The organism is Pseudoalteromonas sp. CNAT2-18.1, assembly GCF_022347865.1.
Lineage (GTDB): Bacteria > Pseudomonadota > Gammaproteobacteria > Enterobacterales > Alteromonadaceae > Pseudoalteromonas > Pseudoalteromonas ruthenica.
Genome location: NZ_JAKRFR010000004.1, coordinates 166060 through 186666 on the forward strand (window position 1 = coordinate 166060; position 20607 = coordinate 186666).

The 20607-nt window shown below is 46.9% G+C and carries 18 protein-coding genes and 1 tRNA gene; 11 read left to right on the forward strand and 8 right to left on the reverse strand.

Annotated elements, in window-relative coordinates; genetic code table 11:
* Window positions 1–7: 7 nt before the first annotated feature.
* From ptsP to MHM94_RS10085, 8 genes are all read left to right on the forward strand, one after another.
* Window positions 8–2281: a phosphoenolpyruvate--protein phosphotransferase gene (ptsP, locus tag MHM94_RS10050; protein WP_235419863.1), complete on the forward strand. Its 2274-nt coding sequence runs from the start codon at window positions 8–10 to the stop codon at window positions 2279–2281.
* 75 nt (window positions 2282–2356) lie between these two features.
* On the forward strand, window positions 2357–3163 hold the full coding sequence (locus tag MHM94_RS10055; protein ID WP_235419864.1) for a sulfite exporter TauE/SafE family protein: 807 nt from the start codon (window positions 2357–2359) through the stop codon (window positions 3161–3163).
* 12 nt (window positions 3164–3175) lie between these two features.
* Window positions 3176–3991, forward strand: a complete 816-nt coding sequence (lgt, locus tag MHM94_RS10060) for a prolipoprotein diacylglyceryl transferase (RefSeq protein ID WP_022944081.1) — start codon at window positions 3176–3178, stop codon at window positions 3989–3991.
* Window positions 3992–3995: 4 nt separating this feature from the next.
* Window positions 3996–4829: a thymidylate synthase gene (locus tag MHM94_RS10065; RefSeq protein WP_022944080.1), complete on the forward strand. Its 834-nt coding sequence runs from the start codon at window positions 3996–3998 to the stop codon at window positions 4827–4829.
* Window positions 4830–4908: 79 nt separating this feature from the next.
* On the forward strand, window positions 4909–5502 hold the full coding sequence (locus MHM94_RS10070; RefSeq protein ID WP_151172377.1) for a FlgO family outer membrane protein: 594 nt from the start codon (window positions 4909–4911) through the stop codon (window positions 5500–5502).
* A 12-nt stretch (window positions 5503–5514) separates the two neighbouring features.
* A complete protein-coding gene (locus MHM94_RS10075; protein ID WP_022944078.1) occupies window positions 5515–6240 on the forward strand; it encodes a FlgO family outer membrane protein in 726 nt (241 codons plus the stop codon).
* Between the two features lie 60 nt (window positions 6241–6300).
* Complete coding sequence (locus MHM94_RS10080) at window positions 6301–6870, forward strand: FlgO family outer membrane protein (protein WP_235419865.1); 570 nt, start codon at window positions 6301–6303, stop codon at window positions 6868–6870.
* A 66-nt stretch (window positions 6871–6936) separates the two neighbouring features.
* A tRNA-Arg gene (locus MHM94_RS10085) sits at window positions 6937–7011 on the forward strand.
* Between the two features lie 108 nt (window positions 7012–7119).
* Here MHM94_RS10085 and MHM94_RS10090 read toward each other — a convergent pair.
* The 4 genes from MHM94_RS10090 to MHM94_RS10105 all read right to left on the reverse strand — a co-directional run bounded on the left by MHM94_RS10090 (window position 7120) and on the right by MHM94_RS10105 (window position 10800).
* The gene (locus MHM94_RS10090) at window positions 7120–7647 is read right to left on the reverse strand and encodes a hypothetical protein (RefSeq protein ID WP_235419866.1); all 528 of its coding nucleotides are present in this window, start codon (window positions 7645–7647) and stop codon (window positions 7120–7122) included.
* 10 nt (window positions 7648–7657) lie between these two features.
* Window positions 7658–8491 (reverse strand): hypothetical protein, encoded by an 834-nt coding sequence (locus MHM94_RS10095; protein WP_235419867.1) that lies wholly within the window; start codon window positions 8489–8491, stop codon window positions 7658–7660.
* A gap of 255 nt (window positions 8492–8746) precedes the next feature.
* The gene (locus tag MHM94_RS10100; protein WP_235419868.1) at window positions 8747–9481 is read right to left on the reverse strand and encodes a glutathione peroxidase; all 735 of its coding nucleotides are present in this window, start codon (window positions 9479–9481) and stop codon (window positions 8747–8749) included.
* A gap of 149 nt (window positions 9482–9630) precedes the next feature.
* Entirely contained in the window at window positions 9631–10800 is a 1170-nt protein-coding gene (locus MHM94_RS10105; RefSeq protein WP_022944072.1) for a flagellar assembly protein T N-terminal domain-containing protein, read from the reverse strand.
* 127 nt (window positions 10801–10927) lie between these two features.
* Between MHM94_RS10105 and MHM94_RS10110 the strand changes: the two genes are divergently transcribed.
* From MHM94_RS10110 to MHM94_RS10120, 3 genes are all read left to right on the forward strand, one after another.
* Complete coding sequence (locus tag MHM94_RS10110; RefSeq protein WP_026110991.1) at window positions 10928–11383, forward strand: LPP20 family lipoprotein; 456 nt, start codon at window positions 10928–10930, stop codon at window positions 11381–11383.
* 308 nt (window positions 11384–11691) lie between these two features.
* Window positions 11692–12327: a transglutaminase-like cysteine peptidase gene (locus tag MHM94_RS10115; RefSeq protein WP_235419869.1), complete on the forward strand. Its 636-nt coding sequence runs from the start codon at window positions 11692–11694 to the stop codon at window positions 12325–12327.
* Window positions 12324–14273 carry a LapD/MoxY N-terminal periplasmic domain-containing protein gene (locus tag MHM94_RS10120; RefSeq protein ID WP_235419870.1) on the forward strand — a complete coding sequence of 650 codons (1950 nt, stop codon included), beginning with the start codon at window positions 12324–12326 and terminating at the stop codon, window positions 14271–14273. The genes MHM94_RS10115 and MHM94_RS10120 overlap by 4 nt, the downstream gene beginning before the upstream one ends.
* Here the strand turns inward: MHM94_RS10120 and MHM94_RS10125 are convergent.
* The 4 genes from MHM94_RS10125 to MHM94_RS10140 are packed head-to-tail and all read right to left on the reverse strand — an operon-like array spanning window position 14270 to window position 20419.
* Window positions 14270–14866 carry a response regulator transcription factor gene (locus tag MHM94_RS10125; protein ID WP_052698132.1) on the reverse strand — a complete coding sequence of 199 codons (597 nt, stop codon included), beginning with the start codon at window positions 14864–14866 and terminating at the stop codon, window positions 14270–14272. The two genes, MHM94_RS10120 and MHM94_RS10125, sit on opposite strands and share 4 nt — an antisense overlap.
* Window positions 14867–14868: 2 nt before the next feature.
* The gene (locus MHM94_RS10130) at window positions 14869–16293 is read right to left on the reverse strand and encodes an HlyD family type I secretion periplasmic adaptor subunit (protein ID WP_235419871.1); all 1425 of its coding nucleotides are present in this window, start codon (window positions 16291–16293) and stop codon (window positions 14869–14871) included.
* Window positions 16290–18422 carry a type I secretion system permease/ATPase gene (locus MHM94_RS10135; RefSeq protein WP_235419872.1) on the reverse strand — a complete coding sequence of 711 codons (2133 nt, stop codon included), beginning with the start codon at window positions 18420–18422 and terminating at the stop codon, window positions 16290–16292. The genes MHM94_RS10130 and MHM94_RS10135 overlap by 4 nt, the downstream gene beginning before the upstream one ends.
* A 23-nt stretch (window positions 18423–18445) precedes the next feature.
* Window positions 18446–20419 (reverse strand): TolC family outer membrane protein, encoded by a 1974-nt coding sequence (locus MHM94_RS10140; RefSeq protein WP_235419873.1) that lies wholly within the window; start codon window positions 20417–20419, stop codon window positions 18446–18448.
* Window positions 20420–20607 lie beyond the last annotated feature (188 nt).

Here is a 20607-nt window from a genome sequence, read left to right on the forward strand (position 1 = left end):
GAACACCATGTTAGCCACCATGCGCACCATCGTCGAGCAAGTTGCTCAGCAACCGAGCTTGGAAAGCGCATTGGTGGTATTTGTATCGCAAGTAAAAAAAGCGATGCGCACTGAGTGTTGCTCAATTTACTTCGCTGATTACAGTAAAGATAACTTCGTTTTAATGGCCTCTGATGGCCTCAATCCTGGTGCTGTGGGTCAGTTTCGAGTCGGCTTTACTGAAGGCTTGGTGGGCTTAGTGGCGCAGCGTGAAGAACCTATTAATTTGGCTTATGCCAAATCGCACCCGCGCTTTGTCACCTCCGATTTAGTGCAAGAAGATCAGTACAATGCTTTTCTCTCTGTACCTATTGTGCATCAACGCCGCGTGCTCGGTGTTATTGTCGTGCAGCAGCAGGCTGCGCGCGTATTCAGTGAAGATGAAGAGTCATTTTTAATTACTCTTTCTGCTCAGCTAGCACCTCAGTTGGCCGACGCACAACTGCAAACCTTGCTCAACCAAGATGGGCAAAGCCAGCGCTCCACAACTCTCAAAGGCATATCCGGCTCGCCGGGTATCGCTTTAGGGCAGGCCTATGTGGTGTTGCCTAAGGTTGACTTTTCGTCGGTTGAAATGCGCAAAGAGCCTAACAAACTCAAACAAAAGCAGCTATTTTTCCAAGCCGTAGCCGCCACTCACAAAGAATTCAGCACCCTGGCAGCGTCGATGCAAGGGCACCTTCCCGATGAGGCTGTGGCCGTCTTTGAAGTGTATTTACAGCTTCTTGATGCGAAGAGCTTAGGACGTGATGTTGAATTAGAAATAGCCGATGGTTGGTGCGCCAAAAGTGCTTTGAAGCGGGTTATTGAGCGTCTAGTGCAGCAATTCAATGCCATGCAAGATCCTTATATAAAGGAGCGCGCCGTTGATGTTAAAGACATTGGTTTACGGGTTCTGCACCACCTATTAAATACCGAGAAGGCCACCAAGGTGTATCCAGACGATACAATTTTGGTGGCGCACACATTAACCCCAGCTATGCTAGCTCAGGTTCCCAAAGAAAAACTCAAAGGGGTGGTCAGCGTCCATGGTGCGGCCAACTCCCATGCCTCTATTCTTACCAAGGCGATGAACATTCCCACCGTGTGGGGCATCAATGATATTCCTCTATTGCAGTTTGACCAAAAGGAATTGATTGTTGATGCTTATGCGGGGCGCGTCTATTTATGTCCTAGCGAGGCTCTTAAGCAAGAGTATGCGCAAGTACAGCATCACGATGCTAAATTACATGACCAGTTTGAGTCTGAGCACCATCTCGAGGCGAAAACCGCAGACGGGAAAAGCATCGACTTGTTGCTTAACGCTGGCTTGGATTTAGGCAGTGAGCTCAATAGTGCCCGATATTGCGATGGTGTTGGGCTGTACCGCACCGAATCATGGTTTATGCAAAAGGGAACGTTTCCGTCTCAGCATGAGCAAGAGGTGTGGTATCGCCAAGTACTCAGCAGCTACCACCCTGCGCCAGTTACTATGCGTACACTGGATATTGGCGGCGATAAGGCACTGGATTATTTCGATATTGACGAGGAAAATCCGTTCTTAGGGTGGCGCGGTATTCGCGTAAGTTTGGATCATCCGGAGCTTTTCCTCGATCAACTGAAAGCCATGATCAAGGCCAATACTGGCTTGGGTAATCTACGTATTATGTTGCCGATGATAAGTGATATCGGGGAGGTCGATGACGCGTCTGCGCTGATGGAACGTGCTTATTATGAGTTGCAACAAGATGCACCGGATCAATTCAGCTATATTGATAAGCCGCTAGTGGGAGTGATGATTGAGGTGCCCTCGAGCATGTATTTACTCAAGGAGTTAGCGGCCAAAGTTGATTTTTGTTCGGTGGGCAGCAACGATTTAACTCAGTATCTGTTAGCTGTGGATAGAGCTAATTCCAGAGTGGCTGGGCTTTTTGATCCTTATCATCCTGCGGTTTTACGAGCTTTAAACGGTATTGCCCAGCAATGCCAAAACGCCAACTTTCCCTTTAGCCTATGTGGTGAACTTGCCGGTGAGCCTGAAGGCGCGGTGCTCCTTATTGCTATGGGATTTGACAGCCTAAGTATGAACTTCAGCTCCTTACACAAAGTGAAATGGGTGATCCGCCGTGTCGGCTTGGCTGCCTGTGAGGTGCTATTGCATCAATGTTTGGCTGCTTCCAGTGCAAAGAAAGTGCACCGCTTGGTGCGTGAATTTATGCTCGAAAACCACCTTGGCGCGCTTCTTTATACGCAAAAAGAGTGATCAATAAGTGGTCGTGAAATTGCCTTTATAACCTGATATATTAGCGCTATAAGAAAAGTTTATAAGAAGGGCGGTATGGCTGACCTGATATGGCTATTTTTGCTATGCACAGTGCTTGGCAGCGTAGTAGGCTTTTTAGCTGGATTACTGGGAATAGGAGGCGGCTTACTTATTGTCCCGGCGCTTTCGGCGTTATTGGTGCACTTTCATGTCACGGATGTTGAGCACGTGTTAGTGATTGCCATTGCTACCTCCTTGGCTTCGATTTTATTTACCTCCACCTCTTCTGCTTTGGCGCATCATCGTAATCAAAATGTCCCCTGGCAAGTTGCACCTTGGGTGCTTGTAGGCGTCTCACTGGGCGCCCTGATAAGCGGCTTTATGGCAAGTTATATACCTCAACAGGGATTGAAAACCATATTTGCTGTCTGTGTGATGTTCATTGCGATGCGTATGATTGTCTCTACGCGCAGAGTAATGAAGACTCGGGCCATGCCTAGAGGTCCTGTGGTTGCTGCTAGTACCTCGGTACTTGGGGCCATATCCGGGTTAATCGGTATCGGCGGCGGCGCGCTTGTGGTGCCGCTTTTAAATTATTTTTCTGTGGATATGAAAAAGGCCATTGGCTGCGCCGCAGTCAGTGGCATAGCCATTGCGCTGTTTGGCTGCTTGGGTTACATTGCCTCCGGGTGGCAAGTGAAGAGTTTAAGCGATGGCTTCTTGGGCTTTGTGTATTTACCTGCTTTAGCGGGGATTGTTGTCACCTCCTGGTTCACTGCTCCTTTTGGCGCGCGAGCAACGCATTTTTTACCAGTATCGCAAATTAAGAAAATCTTCGCCGTGCTATTGGTGGTGATCGCCTTGCGAATGGTGTTTAGTTAGGCATTGGAATTTATGGCTTTAGAGTTTCCGCAAATCGACCCCATTATTTTTGAAGTGGGTCCGGTGGCTGTACGTTGGTATGGCTTGATGTATTTAATTGGCTTTGCTTTCGCTCTGTGGCTGGCAAACCGACAAGCAGCAAAACCTGGCTCAGGGTGGAGCAAAGAGCAGGTAAGCGATCTGCTGTTTTACGGCATGCTCGGTGTGATCCTCGGCGGACGTGTGGGCTATGTGCTGTTTTATCAGTTTAGCTATTTCCTCGAAAATCCATTGTATTTACTGCGTATTGACCAAGGCGGAATGTCCTTTCACGGAGGCACCCTCGGCGTGATCGCGGCTATTGTGTGGTTCGCTAAAGCTAAAGGTAAGTCAATCTTGGCGGTGGGCGATTTTGTGGTGCCTTTGGTGCCGTTAGGACTGCTGGCCGGGCGCATTGGTAACTTTATCAATGGCGAGCTTTGGGGGCGCGCATCTGATGTGCCTTGGGCTATGGTATTTCCTACTGGCGGGCCTGAGCCAAGACACCCTTCACAATTATACGAGGCATTTTTTGAGGGCCTCGTGCTGTTTCTTATTTTGCAGTGGTTTATACGCAAGCCACGCCCAGCAGGCAGTGTCGCCGGATTGTTTTTACTCGGTTACGGGGTATTCCGTTTTGCCATTGAGTACTTCCGTGAACCTGACGCTCATTTAGGCCTGTTTGCAGACTTTATTTCCATGGGGCAAATTTTATCCTTGCCAATGATTATCGTGGGTGCTGGGCTGATGTATTGGGCATACCAGCATAACAACAGCACAGAGAAACACGGTTCACAACAACCAAGCTAATACTATGAAGCAATATTTAGATTTAATGCGCCATGTGAAAGAGCATGGCACCAAAAAAGAAGACCGGACCGGTACCGGCACCCTTAGTGTATTCGGCTATCAAATGCGCTTTAATTTGCAAGAAGGATTTCCCTTGGTGACCACCAAGAAGTGTCATTTGCGCTCGATTATCCACGAGTTGTTGTGGTTCCTTAAGGGCGATACCAATATTGGTTATCTTAACGATAATGGCGTGCGCATTTGGGATGGTTGGGCCACGGCAGAAGGTGAGCTGGGCCCAGTGTATGGCAAACAATGGCGCAGCTGGGAAGGTCCTAATGGCGAAGTGATTGACCAGATTAAGGACGTGGTCGAGCAAATTAAAACTAATCCAGATTCACGACGCTTAATTGTCAGTGCCTGGAATCCAGCATTGTTGCCAGACACTCAGTTTAGCCCTAGCGAAAATGCCGCTAAGGGAAAACAAGCACTACCGCCGTGTCACACGCTATTCCAATTCTATGTGCTTGATGGCAAGCTGAGTTGTCAGCTATACCAACGTAGTGCAGATATTTTCTTAGGTGTGCCGTTTAATATTGCCAGCTATGCGTTACTGACCATGATGATAGCGCAAGTATGCGATTTAGAATTAGGCGACTTTGTCCATACCTTTGGCGATGCGCACTTGTACTTGAACCACTTACAGCAAGTAGACGAACAGCTTGGGCGTGAACCCTTCGCCAAACCGACCATGAAGATTAACCCTGAAGTGAAAGATATCTTTTCTTTTAGCTTTGATGACTTTGAGCTGGTGGATTACCAGTGCCATCCTCATATCAAGGCGCCTGTTGCTATTTAATCTAGCCTCAGGTTATTGCTGGCACTTTTATTGCAAGCACATTAAATAATTTTCATAAATGTGTTTCGATGAGGGTGTCATGCGACTCTTAATCACGATTTTGCTAGCGGCGCTGGTGACGGCTTGTGCGCCTTCACAACGCATAGAAATTGTGCCCCGCGTCGGTGAATACCGACCTGTACAAGAAAATACTATTCACCAATATAGTGTCCGTCTTGCCAATAATATGACAGCGGCGCTGCAAAGCATTGCTCCGGGTGCCAAAGTCGCAGTCGGCACCTTTTTGCCGCCCCAGTCATTAACGCTCAAGCAAATGACACCTCAGCAACATCAGATAGCTCTACAACTTCAAGAGAGTTTTATCACCCTCTACAATCAAATGGGTTTCTCTGTGGTTGAATACCGAACCCGTAATAGCATTGCTTTGCGTGACGGCGGAGATGTTATGTTGAGCCGCGAGGTAGGGCAGTTAGCAGCCCGTCACGGTATCGACTTTTTTGTTACCGGGACTATGACCCCACAGCAAGATGCTTATGTGGTCAATGTGCGGATGATTAACATCAGTAATAATGAGGTGGTCGCGGCGGCGACGGACTATTTACCTAATAATGTGTTAACTAGTGCCGATAAAGTACATATGCAAAATGGCCATATTGAGCGCCGCGCTTATTAACGAGGAAAGACTATGAACACTCCCGCAATTTCAGGGCTTTTATCGCTGACTTTAGCTGTAGCTGGTTGTGCCAGTATGAATCAATGGACCGCGCATGAAGATGAAGTAAAGCGTCAAGCAATTGAAGAGTATGAAAGTGCCCATCAGCAGGTTAAAGTGATTGGTGCCCCAGAGCAATCCGTGGCTGGTAATACAGCTCAGTATCAAGGCCTTAACAATCCTCTTAAAGTACATTCTAGCCGCCAAAGTTACGCGAAACATTCTGTGAAAAACATTAACCATTATGTGCGCGGATTGATGCAAGATATGATGAGTAACATTGACGCCAGCGCACAAAATCAGGTTATGGCAGTATCAAGCTTCGTCTACTTAGATACCGACTACCAGCAGGGCACATTATTGGGCAACCAATTGGCAGAGAGCTTTATGCATGAGTTGCATGAATTTGGGGTGCCTGTGGTGGATTACAAGACCACCGATTACATTCGTGTAACCCCTGAAGGTGATTTCGCTTATAGCCGTGACTTTTTAGAGTTGCAGCAAGATCACCCAATGCGCTTAGTGTTAGCGGGCACGCTGGTGAAACACCAAGGCGGAGTCTTAGTGAATGCGCGGATTGTTAGCGTCAATTCGAAAATGGTCATTGCCAGCTCTCAAGGTTTGATCCCCAACGATGTAGTAAACGCGTTACTGAGTAACGCCAGTTATAATGGTGTGGAGCTCAGCCAAGCGAATTAGTTATAAAGTTTTTAGCCCTGGCGCCGATAACCGACTATATGGCTTAAGTGGGTAAAAACAATGATAAAGCGTTTTCTTGTTGGCGCCATGGTAACAACCATGGCCATGGCTGCATGGGCTCAAAGTGAGCCAAGCAAGGTCGAGATAAACCCTCTGTATATCAGTGTTGATAGAGGGTTTAACAATGCTCACCACAAACACCTAGGGGACTACACTCAACAATTGGCATTGAAACTCAGTGATACCATGGCGACACAACATGTCAGCCATATTGCAGTGACCAGTTTCGTTGACTTTGATCATCGCCTTGATAGCGCTGGCGCCCTTGGTAACCAGTTAGCCGAAGGGCTGATGACAGACCTGCAACAATTTGGTTTTGCAACGGTCGAGCACAAGCTTAAACGCGCTATTTCTGTTCAACCATCCGGCGACTTTGCCCTCTCTCGTCATGCCAGCGAGTTGGCTGAGTCGGTGGGTGTAGACCATGTTCTCACCGGTACACTGGTGTACCGCCCCAATGGTGTGGTAATTAATGCTCGAGTGATCAGTAGTCAGGATCAAGTCATTAAAGCCAGCGCCCGCCAGTTTATTCCTTACTTCGTCTTAGATGACCTATTGCCACATGGTTAATAGCTCAGCGTTTGTGCTTTAAGCTATTGCTATTTAAGGTGAAGTTATTTGATAATAGAGGCCAGTGGCCTCTTAGTTAAATGGATATAACAACCCCCTCCTAAGGGGTAGTTGCAGGTTCGATTCCTGCAGGGGCTGCCAATAAAACCATTAATTACTTTTAAACCCACCAAGTACCCTTCTTTCAGCTTACTGAAACCATGTCCTAGACTTGAATGTTTAATTTTGAAATTTTGCGGTAGATAAGTGTTAGCACATACCTTCAAATAGCTTTTTATCAATGTTTTTAACTTTGATAGCTTCAAAAATCGTTAGTAACTTATTTGAGTCGGTTCTTTCTGATTTCGTGCCGATAGTAAATTTTTTATTGATCACAGTACATCCAAAGATGGGGCCTGCTTCACCCAAGCCACCAGAATATAATGCTCTTTTATTATCAGGGGTATCCTCGGAAACAGTGCTAATGGGAGCTCGTTTACCTGATTGACTCACAGAGAAGTACTTAATTTCACTACTTTCACTCCAACCTTCATTGGCATCCATCTGTGTCACAAGCACACCTGAAGGGGGGATATGATACACCCTCGAGTTACCTTCATACTTGGGTGGTTGACCATTTGGTGCGTTGAACACAATATATAAGGATCCTACGTATCCTTCAGGTATTAGATAAGTTGCAGGTTCTCTTTTTTTGACTTCTGTACAGGAAGATAAAAATGCGACCATTAACCCAACTAGCAGTATTTTATAAAAGTGAGTGTTGGAGGAGTATTTCATGAAGTTTCCTTTACTTTAGTAAGCCATCAAAGCAATACTTTAAACTTGCTTTTTCGAGTAACATACAGTGACCACTATTAGCAGGAATAGAGATAAACCGGTAATTCCAATCAGTTATTTTTTGGAACTTTAGTTTTGGTTGTTTATTGGTTCGCCTAAAGAGTTCATCACCAACAGTCCCTTTAAAACTACCATTGTTATTAAGGGGTAATCGTATTGCGCTTGCTATCATCGGGTAGTCAGCATTTAAAGATAAACTCACAGGTGCTGCTCCTTTTCGAACGTGTACACCCAATGAAACGGCTTGTCCACCAGGGCCTACAATAAAAGCCTCGCAATTTGGAAAACCATCGCCAGTAATATAAGTTACAATGTCCATGTGACCGTTTTGCCTGTCAATATCTATAACGATTTTGTATTTAACATTTAAGGTCGGAACATAGGAGAAATCTAGAGCTTCTTGTATCTCAGGGGAGCCTGGCATAGCGTGGTTAACACCACCATATTGACCTTCCATCCTATACTGGTAAATGTGTTTATTGGGAAAAACTCTGCTTGTAAGAAAAGTGCGTCCTTTTGGTGCCAATTCACCATTATAAACTCTTTTTGCTCTCTCCCAAGGAGCTTTTGATGGATCTGAAACAGTTTCTTTTGAGTGTACTTTATTTTCTTTAGTCGAGAGGTAAAACTTATGCCAAATGCGAGATGTTACACCTTCAGTACCACTCGGCTTTAGAGAAAACCCACGATTGTCCCCTTCAAACATGAGGCCTGACCAACCGAATGTTTTCTCTGGGTGAAATGAGCGTATATTAATTTCATAGTCTGCTAATTGGAGAGTCATGCGATAATTCCATTTATCAATAAGTTATAGTCCGTTTCGACTAGGGTAACATCGAGCTTGGTCAAAAACAAACCAAAGAACACGATGCCATAAGCAAAAAGTAAATAGCGCTTTTTCGATAATGGATGAGGAAGCTGTCACGCGTATGTCGAAGTAAATTGTTTGTCGTGATACTTCTTAGAAGCACGATTTGGGTGTTTATTTACTAGAAAAGAGGGTTACGCATATAGTAACCCTTCTAGGATCTGATGGGGGTTATTCGAAGTATCTCGCTAAATCATCAGAGCCACCTATATGTTGCCCACCAATAAATACTTGCGGTACCGTATCTCTACCGGACATTGCTTTTAAGCTGGTAAGCGACGCTTGACTACCCAACACAATTTCCTCAAAAGCAAGACCGTGCTGCGTAAGCATTGCTTTCGCTTTGGTACAAAACGGGCATCCCGGCTTTGTAATAATGCTTACTGGCTGTGGCTTACTTTGTTTGGGGTTAATATAATCAAGCATAGTATCTGCATCCGATACCTCAAAAGGGTCGCCTGGTTTTTGCGGCTCGATAAACATCTTCTCGACCACGCCGTCTTTCACGAGCATGGAGTAGCGCCAGCTACGTTTACCAAAACCTAGGTCATTCTTGTCGACCAGCATGCCCATGCCGTCAGTGAACTCGCCGTTACCGTCAGGGAGTAAGGTAATATTGTCGGCTTCTTGGTGCTCAGCCCACGCATTCATCACAAATGTATCGTTTACCGACACGCAGACAATGTCATCTACGCCATTTTGTTTTAGTACACCGGCAAGCTCGTTGTAGCGTGGTAAGTGTGTTGACGAGCAGGTTGGTGTAAACGCACCGGGCAATGAGAAAACCACGACCGTCTTACCTGAAAAGATATCGTCTGAGGTAAGTTGTTGCCATTGCTCGCCTTTACGCACTGCAAATGTCACCTGAGGAATTCGTTGGCCTTCGCTGTTGTTTAATGTTGTCATACTGATAATCTCCTTTCGATGTGTTGGGTACAGTGTGACAAAAGCGAATTGATTTGTATATCAGTAAGAATTGATGACTTTGATTGTTAAAATCGAACGTTGAACGTATCTTGTTTTTAAATGGTACGCAGGAAAGTGCTGAGCCTAGGCTATTGGCTCAGCAACACTAAGTCGTTGAGTTGAATATTCGCCAGTGGCCGTTTACCAATATTAGTGGCAATGGCACTGTGTTGGTAAAGCTGATTCACTTCTACACGGTGTAAGGTGGTTACCTGACGTGGCAAATGTTTGCCTGCATAGGTGGTGAGGTTGCTGCTATGCGCCAAAGTGAGTTGCTGACCCATCACTAAGCCGTTGGCTTTACCTAAGTTGACAACTACTTGGTCACCATCAATATGCTGAATTAATCCACGGGTGGGTAGGCAGCGCAGCTCATTGTTAAGGTCAAACATCACTTTCTCACTAAGCGCAGTAATGGCTCGTCCGTATTGGCTTTGCCAAAAAGTGCCACTGTTTACATCGATACGAGCGGTTTTTTCAAACTGCCAAGGCCCTTGAGTTTGATAGGCTTTTTGCCATATTTTTTCAAAACTCAAGGCATCGAATAACGCAAACTCTACATTAAAATAGCGGTTATAGCTTTCATCCTGCCAAAATGCATAATCATTATTCAATTGCTTGCCGGTGGAAATATCGGTGATTTGCGAGAGTAACACGTACTGACTGTTACTTTTGTCGCGAATATATTCCAGTACGTTTTCATCATACTGAAATTGCTGTGTAAAGAAGGGGCTAACATCCACCGCTTCTTTAAAATAAGGAATAGGCAGCATAGCTAATTGCGTTTGGCTCATAATTGCGTAGAGCTGCTTAGTAAAAGCAGGGGCTACGTCAAATATTTGACCATAACGAGCTTGCTGTGGATTATCCAATGCCGTGCGTGTGAGAGCAAAGTGGCTAATAAAGTCTTGTTCAGGGCATTGCTGTGGGTTGTCTAACACTTCAATTTGCATGGTGACACTTATCATGCCATCACTTTGTTGCTCTTCGAGAAGCTGCATTTGTTGTACTTGACCATGTGCTTGCAAAGAAAGGTGATCCTGAGTGAGCACGCCGTTAGTCAAGGTCTGCACACTGGATAGCTCCAGCCCTGAATATAATAACGCCTGTTTTATAGCGTCACTGACCGCGTTGGCGCGTGCTGTTTCGGTATCTCCATCCTCTAAAGTCGCAACCCCTGTGGTTTGCAACCATTGGGCGCTGACACTCGGGCTTATTAGTGCAATCATCAGTGCGCACACAGATGCCAAATATCGCATAGTTATCCCACCTAAAAATGTTTTTGTAACAAAGATAGCAAAGAACATACCAACTCCCCTGTAATAGTGGCATTTATCGTGCATACTACTGAGCATAGGTTTAGAGACAATCAGTGTGGAGCAAAACATGCTACGAATGATGATACTGCTGATCAGCACATGGAGCATGCTCGGTTGCAGCAGCGTGTTTGATAAGCACGTTGAATACGCCATAGAGCAGCCTGACAATTATCCGATTTTACGGGCGATTGGTTATGCACCTATCGCCCCGCAGCCCGGTGAAAGCGCTCAGCAAAAATCGCTGATGGCGATGAAAGCTTCAAAGATAGAAGCCTATCGGGAGTTGGCGGAGCAGGTTTATGGCCAACAAATGCAAGGGCAAACCACCGTTGCCAATGCCATTGCTGGAGATGATGTACTGCAAGCGCGGGTTCAAGGGGTGATACGAGGGGCTCGAGTTAAACGCAGTTATGTTGTTGGCGATAGTTATGCGACTGAATTAGAGCTGGATATGAAGCTAGTACACGATCTTTACATTACTCAGAGTAAACCTCGCAAGGTAAAAAAGGTCACTTACTACTGAGGTGCTTGCTGATATACAACATTGCCCCAAGTGTACGCCAGTGCGCTTGGGCTTTATCTTTTCTTGCCTTTCTATAGCTGCATTTTTGCTTTAATTTCTAATATCAAACTTATTCTAAGCACCTCTTTATACTGCATTTACGGCTAACATCGGGTGCTGCAGAACTGAAAATCACTGCTATGCTTTAATAAATTAAACCCATTGCGTCCTAAGCGGTGCGCAGAAACTATGTAGGCCTTTAGGACGTAGTGAGCAGTGCGAAAATTATAAACAAAATACGGTCGCTGGGGCTAGGTTTAGTGTTCGCCATGACATTGCTCATGAGTGGCATTCACGCTGGCGCAACTATGGACAGCGGCTTGTTTCAAACGCTTATGCGCAACCAATACGGTACTCAACGTTTACTGGTGGCGCAGCGCTGGCAGCAATTACTAGCTAGCTTGAGTGCTGAAACCGAAACCCGCAAAGTGCAACTGGTCAATCAGTTTTTTGCCACGCAAGTGCGCTACCGCACCGACCAACTTCTCTACAAACAACAAGATTATTGGGCAACGCCATTAGAAACCTTAGGTCAGGGGCTGGGCGATTGTGAAGACTACGCCATAGCGAAATACGCGTCATTGAGGATGCTAGGCATCGCTGATAATAAGCTGCGGCTTATCTATGTTAAAGCGCAAATAGGCGGCCCTCGCAGCCGAGAGTTTCAAGCGCATATGGTGTTGGGTTATTACCCGACCCCCAGTAGCCAACCCATCATTCTCGACTCGCTCACAAGTGCTATTTTGCCAGCAGCGAAGCGCACTGATTTATATCCGGTTTTCAGCTTTAACAGTGAAGGTCTGTGGACTGCAACGTCAACTCACAGTGTGGCCGACCCTCGGGCGAGATTATCTCGCTGGCATTCGGTTTTAAAGAAAATGGAACAGCAAGGAGTTAGGTGGTGATAAAGCAAGCATCTACAGCGTCCAGTGGGGCGCACCGTATATCTCTGGTGGTACAACTGTGGCTGGTGATTGTGGTTATTGCTTTGAGTGGGTTGATCAGCAGCGTACTCATTAGCGGGTACAATGTTAAATCTAGCTTCACCGAAGAGCTTTATTTGAAAAACGCCGATAATGCCACAACTTTAGCGCTTGCGCTCAGTCAGATGGACAAAGACCCAGTGACCGTTGAGCTTTTCGTCTCAGCAGCCTTTGATACCGGCCACTATCAGCAGATTAAATTAGTCGATACACAGGGGGAAGTTGTGGTTGAGCGTTCGCTTGCACAGCACGAACATGCTTCAGTACCTAGTTGGTTTGCACAGATGTTTGCTTTTGAGGTCGACGCCGGCGTTGCACAAATAAGCAATGGTTGGCAGCAATACGGCACCTTGTATATTCAGAGTCAGCAAAGATATGCATTAGAAGCTTTATGGGACAATGTGCTCAATTTAGCCAGTGGTTTTGCTATCGTTGCGTTATTGAGCTGTATTGCTGCTTCACTCATTTTACGTTGGGTACTGAAGCCTTTAGAGCGAGTGGTCGCTCAAGCCCAAGGGTTCTCAAAAAAGCAATTTAAGCAACTTACAGTTCCCAATACGGCTGAATTAGCTGAGGTGACAGAGGCGATGAATCATCTGGCAGAGCGCTTTGGTGGCATTCTGCGCGAAGGGAACGAGCGTATTGCCCGCGCACAATACCTAGCCCAGCACGATACAACAACAGGGCTGGCCAATGGTCGGTACTTCCTGTCGCGTATGGAGCAAGAGTTAAAGCAAGTTAGTCATCATCAGCAAGTGTTGATACTAATGCGTTTAGCAAATTACGAGCAACTGCGGGGGAGCTTAAACCCGGAACAGTTTTATAGGTTGGAGAAAGAGCTGGCGCAGTTACTGATTAGGTATGCAGAAACTCAGCAAGATAACCTTCATGACTGGCAACTTGGGCGTATCAGTCATTGTGACTTTGCTCTTCGACTCAATGAGGTAATGGCTGCAGAGGATAGCTCACGGACGCTGACGCAATGCTGTAGTGAATTTAGCGATACCTATAATGGGCTGATAGAGCTGAGGCACAGTATTACCTATATTGAAGAAAAGCAAAGCGGTGAAGAGGCTTTGCAGCAAGGTCAACGGTTGTTGGCAATGGCTACCGCTTCCGGCGTAGATATGTACGCCGATGCTGCAACCGAGCACCACCAAGTAGCGGAGGTGACTGGGCAATCCTTAACGCAAGCGCTTGAAAAAGAGCAGTTTGAATTAAAGCTCACAGACGTACTGAATTTTGACGATAGCTGCGTGCAAAGTGAAGTCGGTTTATATTTGAAAGTGGGTAACAAGGTCCATTCGCGACGCTACTATCAACGTCTGCTCAGTGAGCAACAATTGGATGCGCAGCTGGACTGGAAAACGGTGAAAACATTTTTCAATGAGAAGTTATGGCTGCATTACGCTCAGCCTCTTGCTATCAAACTCAGTGAAGCGACTCTAGAAGATGAAATCGCTTATACCAGTATTCTTGCATTGATATCGAGTGAGCGGCTGCTAGCATCGCGCCTAACCTTGGAGTTTTCTGAATCATGTTTAATCAACATGGCTGAACAAGTGAAAGAGTTCTGCCGAGAGGCAAAATTAGTGGGTTGCCAATTAGGTTTAACGGATGCAGGTCAAGCACTGAACCAAGTTGATGGCTTAGAACAGTTGGGGTTAGATATTATAAAGCTTGATAACACCTTGGTGCACAACATCAGTAATGATGAGGCCACCCAACAGTTAGTGAGGCATATTTGTGCACAAGTGCGCCCTTTGGGAGTGATGGTCGTGGTGGAGGAATTGGCTCAAGACATTGCTGTTGAATTACTCAAAGAGTTGGGAGTAAGTGCCCGTATTCAAACTCAGCAGGGGCATTAATGCCCTTGCCCAGCACCGTTGACATGCAACGCTAATTGCAGTCGGTCTTTAACCTGTAGCTTTGCAAATGTCGAGCTTAAATGCTGTTTAACAGTACGCTCAGAAATATAAAGTCGTGCCGCGATAGCCTTGTTGGTTTGTCCTTGAGCCACGAGCTTGGCGACCTCACATTCACGCTCGCTCAGTTTACTTAAATCCGCAGAAGTAGGTGAACAGGCCTTATCGGCGATGGAAAGCGCACCAATAAGGTTGCTTAGCAAGCAGCCAGGAAGCCACAGAGCATTGTTTTCAATCGCGTCACGCGCCTGTTTAAGTACAGCCGTAGTGGCGAACAGTTCAACATAGCCGCGCGCACCTAAGCTAAACCCTTGTTGTAATTCACTGACACAGGGATTACGGGTCATCAAAATAATTGCGATATGACGAGCATGTAATTGGCCGATGATCTTCTGCCAATCGGGCATGCCAGTGAGTACCCAAGCAACACGAGCATCGGGTATTTGCTCGGGCAGAGCATAAAGCACTTCTATTGGCTCACCTAGGCGCTGCCAATGGCTGGATATGAGCCCTTGTTCGGTTATAAACAGATCCATGGCTAACGCTCCGTCATCGCCTGAGAAGTGGCTTTAAGAATGGGTTTTAGCAAATAGTCTAATACCGTTTTTTGCCCGGTGATAATATCCACTTGGGTTGTCATTCCTGGGATAATCGTGAGTTGCTCGCTCAATGAGCCGCGCGATGTTTTTAATTGCACTAAGTAATAGGTGTTATCGCGCTCATCGGTGACAGTATCGGCACTGATGTGAGTGACTTGGGCTTCCAACCCGCCATAAATAGTAAAGTCATAGGCTGTGAGTTTGATCATCGCCGGCTGTCCTGGGCGTAAAAAGGCAATGTCTTGTGGCGCAACTTTGGCCTCGACAAGCAGTTGATCATCAAGGGGGATGATCTCCACCAAGTCACTGCCAGGTTGTAACACAGCGCCCACGGTATTGACCAATAGGCGTTGCACAGTGCCACGAACTGGCGAGCGAATATCTGTTTGTGTAACCTTATCAGCAAGCCCCGTTTGTGTTTCCCGCAAGGCGTCGAGGCGCAGCATCGAGTCGGAGAGTTGGTCGCGCCAGCGGTTCACCATGGTCAGTTCGACCTCGTCAATTTTACTTTGCGCTTCTTCAATCGCCGCCTGGGTTCGCTTTAATGCCGCTTGGGCGCGCTTTATCTCACCTTGTAAGTCCACAGCCTGTCGCTCCAAGCGGATTATGTCGACTTCAGAGACGGCCCCAGATTGCAGTAATGGTCGTGTTACCCTCAGTTCTCGTTGATTTAGTGCTAAGCTGGCGCGGTACTGCTCAATGGCTGCTGCTGTTTCATTATAGTCTTGGCGTCGCTGTTCTAATTGCCGTTGGTGAATACGAATTTGCTGGGTCAATTCCTGCTTGTTACTGCGATATTGGGCTTGCTCATACTTAATCGCATTAGGCGCCTGTTGCTTTAATTCATCGCTAAATACCAGTTCAGTATGGGCGGTGAGTGCTTGTAAGCGAGCCACTTCAGCGCTTAACCCTAAATATTGGGCGCGGCTTTCACGCAGGCTGGAGACAAACCGAGTCGGGTCGACCTTGACGAGGAGGTCCCCTTGTTCAACAACTTGCCCCTCCTTGACGAGAATTTGCTCGACCATGCCTCCGTCATAAGATTGCACAATTTGCAGTTTTTGCGAGGGGATCACCCGCCCTTCGCCGCGTGTCACTTCATCTAGTTGTGCGTAGGCGGCCCACACCAGCAGCAGTATAACCGCCACAGCTATAGCATAAAGAAGACCGCGTGCCGCCAGTGGTTGCTGCTGCATTTGCTGCCAATGCGCATCAGCCACCCAGTCTTGCTGATTGGGAGGCACGAAGAAACCATTAAACAGACGATTGAATAACCCCTTTTTGGCGCTGCGTTGAATGCCTCGGCCTAAGCGCTCAAAACTCGCTTGCTCAATACTGGATGGCGGGTGTTCTTGCTCTTTCATGATGCGTGTTTCACCGATTTTTTCGTCAAGTGAGAGGTGATCGTCGCTTTATCTCCATCGGCGATGATTTGGCCCTTGTCCATGACTATAACTCTATCAACGAGGTCTAGTAGGGCTGAACGATGGGTAACAAGCACTAGCGTTTTGCTGGAGCAGTAGTGTTTTAGGGTATGAATTAACCGTTGCTCACTGCTGTGATCTAGGGCCGCACTGGGCTCGTCCAATAGCAACACCGGAGGGTCATTGATGAGGGCCCGAGCCAGAGCAACGGCTTGGCGTTGTCCGCCAGAGAGTAACTTTCCTTGTTCGCCAACTTGCAAATCAAGGCCGTCAGGATGGGCGTTGATAAGCTCCATCAGGCCAGCTTTCTCTGCAGCTGCTATTATTTGTTCATCTTCGGCATGCCACGCACCAAGCGTGATGTTGTCTCTTAACGTACCGTACATTAAGCTCACGTCTTGGGGAACGTATCCTATATTGTGGCGTAGCTCAGCCGGGTCGAGTTGGCCGATATCAATGTCATCAACTAATATATGGCCTGCATTAGGGCTATATAACCCCATAAGAAGCTTCTCAATGGTGCTTTTGCCAGAGCCATTTTTACCGACCAGGGCCACATGCTCACCGACATTAATTTGCAGTGACACGTTGCGTATAATAGGCACTGCGTTTTCATCATAACTAAAGTTAACTTGATCTAACTGAAGGTGGCCGTTAAGGACAGGATGAGATACCCAGTGTTTGCCCTCTGGTCGCTCCACTGGCTTGTCCATTATTTCATTAAGTGAATCCATAGCCGTAGCAGCGTGGTGATATTGTGCCATCACAGCGGCTGTTTGCGAGATTGGGGCCATGGCGCGAGAAGACAACAGATACGCGGCGATCAATCCGCCTTGCGTTAATTCGCCGTCAATCACCAAGTACACGCCGACAATGATAAGGCCAATGCCGACCCCTTGTTGCATCCAAGTAGACAGATTAGTAATTGAGGCGCTGAGCAAACGGCTTTGGGCATTTATACGCGCTAAATACAGTGTCGCTCGCTCCCACGCTGATTGCACTTTACATTCTCCATGAAAGGCTTTGATATCATCGAGGTTATTTAAGCTTTCAACCAGCACGGCATTGCGCATGGCACTGACTTTCATGGTGTTGTCACTTAGCTGCTCAAGGCGATTGTGACTGGCAAGGGCGTACAGCAAAATGACTATAGCGCCAATGATCAGCGGCACAATTAACTCTAAGCCAATCAGTGCGATAATTAATACGTAAATTAATACAAATGGTAAATCGACTAACGCCACTAAGGTCATAGAGCTAAAGAATCCACGGATAGACTCAAAAGCGTGAAGGTTTGCGGCAAATGAACCTGAAGATTGGGGCTTGTTCTTCAGTTGCATGCCGAGTACCCGCTCCATAATGGTGGCTGAGACTTTCACATCGATACGGCTCGCGGCTAATTCAAGAAAGTAACTGCGCATCAAACGCAACACCAAATCGGCGCTGAGCGCCAACATAGCGCCAATACCTAAAACCCATAAGGTGTGTACGGCTTGGTTTGGGACAACGCGGTCGTATACGTTCATCACAAACAGCGGCATGGTCACTGAAAACAAGCCTATGAATAGTGCGGCAATAATCACATCGCGATACAGCGAGCGACATTCTTTGATGATCGGCCAAAACCACCCGGCGCGGCTATTTTTATTAGTCAAAGGCGCACGGGCATCGTAGGCAAATTCAGGCTGAAGGTAGATAACCGCGCCACTGTAGGTTTTTTCAAACTCCCCAGTACTTTGTTGTACTGGCGTATCTGCAAGTTCAGGGTAAATCACAGATACTTGCTCGTTATGCTTATCGAAGCTTAGCAGCACACAGGCTTGATTGTTTGCCAATAATACAATGGCGGGCAGTAAAGCGGTATTAACCGCATCAAGGTCTCGATGTACGAGCTTCGACTTAAAGCCTGCCCGTTTGGCGGCGCGTGACAACACAGAAGGAGTGAGCTTATCCTCAACAAGAGGAAGGCCAGCGATAAGCGCTTCGCCAGAGAAGGGGCGGTTATGATAATTGCATATTATCGCTAAGCAATCCGCTAAGGCACCACCGTGAGCATGATCCATTTTCATAAAACGCCATTTTTAGTAGGTGGTTAGCTATTGATTTTGGCTTCAATTCGCCTATTGAGCGCGTTGGCGCGCACCGAGATTTCTTGCTGAATAGGCTGTTCAATACCAAAGCCCATGGCAGTGACCCGCTGCGCAGAAATGCCGAAGTTATTGATAAGAATCTCGGTAACAGCAAAAGCGCGGCGCTCTGACAGCCGTTTGTTGTACTGAGGTTCGCCATCAAGTGACGCGTGGCCGTGGATTTCAACGGTTTTATCTGGGTGTTGCTTTAAGAATGTCGCGAGGCGTTCAATCTCAGCGTAGTATTGCGGCATTACTACGTCAGAATCGAAGGCAAAGGGAATACCTATTTCCACCGAGCGCGTGTCCGCTGTATATTTAGTGCAGCCTTGGGCGTCGACCTCGGTTGCAAATGGTGTGGCCGGACACTGGTCTTTATCATTGGCAATACCATCACTGTCGTCATCAGCATTTATAACGGCGGCGTTACTGCTAAGACCAGCAGCCGGTAATGTGGTGTCTATTTTTATACTTTTATAGGCGTTGTTGCGCTTATTTTTCTCGGCAAGAAAGGACTTGCGAGACATTTGGCTAGCAACATCCACTTTGGGGCAAAGGTGCTCGCTATCTGCTGTAAGCGGCGACTCAGTTAACTCACTCAAAGTAGGGTATTGCTCATTGGTAATACTTAAAGCTTCGAGTAACCCGCCCATCTCTGCTAGCATCGCCAATACATTATTCATTCGCTCATACTCGGCATTTATATAGGCTCGGCTGGATTGAAACGCCTCATTTTCAGCATCAAGCACGTCCAGCAAAGTACGCTCGCCGATATCGAACTGATCCTTATAAGCCAGCTTGACCTTCTCAGAGGCGGCCTGATGCTGCGCTAAGGCCGGTAGCTTACGCTCTAAAATGCGTACGTTATTGTAGGCGATTTGCACGCCTTGACGTATCTCTAAACAGGCTAAGTCGCGCTGTTGCTTAGCAACATTAACTTGTTCGTATGCTTGCTCGAGATTGGCACTATCAAGGCCACCATTAAACAGGTTGTAGCTTACATCGATGCCAATGCGGCCTTCGGAGCGAGTTGTGTTAAAACCAAGCTCATCTCTGTCTTGCATGCCATAGCGAGCGGATAAGTTCACGTTGGGGTGAAATCCAGACTTTTGGCTTTGTGCAAAGGCTTGCTCCGCGCTGATACCATAGAGCGTGGCATAAAAGCGCGGAGAGTTTTCATATGCTAGCGCTAACGCTTTGTTGATAGAAAACGGAATTTGTTCATCATCGATCCCCGCCTCGTTGAGGTTGCTAGGGGGCAGCTCGCCAACAATCCGTAGATAGCGGGCATTGACATCGTGCAGGTTGGCAAGCTCGGTCATAACGTTAGACTCGGCCAGCGATAAGCGTCCGGTGATTTGCTCTAGATCGGCTGCTCTGGCTACGCCGGCGCCGACGCTTTGCTCAATCTGTTGAAACACCACTTGGTGTTGTTCAAGATTTTGCTCTGCTAACTCCACCAGCTTGTTGTAGCGAATAACATCAAGATAAGCGGTAGCGGCATCTAAGCTGATTTGTTGTGCTTGAGCTAGTAGCTCAAAGTAACGTGTTAGCTGGATTTGCTCAAACCGCTCCACTTCGTTGCTAGTGCGAAAGCCGTCATAGAGCATTTGAGTTACGCTCAACTCGGCGGTATTTCGCGCATAGTCATCATCAACGCCGTAATTACGAGTCTCATACCCAGTGCTTGCATTGACGTCGACTTTAGGCAAGTAGCCAGAAAATGCAGCATCGACCCCATGCATTGACGCTTTAAATTCATGCCAACGCTGTTTTACCTGCGGATTTGTGTCAATTGCTTGTTTGGCGGCGTAAGAAAGTGGTTCTGTAGAGCGTGCTTGTGATAACGAGCTTGTAAACATCGTAGTCAGTGCAATAGCGGTAAGTAGAAGCGGTTTAAGACCTATGAACTCCTTGTTAGCCTGTTCACGATCCATGCTAACCTCCCAGTTTTGTTAAATAAACCCAGTACTGCCATGTCAATTGTATGATTTAGTCGAGAATTCATCGATGCGCAATAAAATCATTTTTTGTACCTCTAAAATTCGTTCGACTTAGTATAAAAGTATGGTTTTTTGGCGACAAAATTGGACTGCTGTCCAATAACACTTTACTCGTCAGTTTC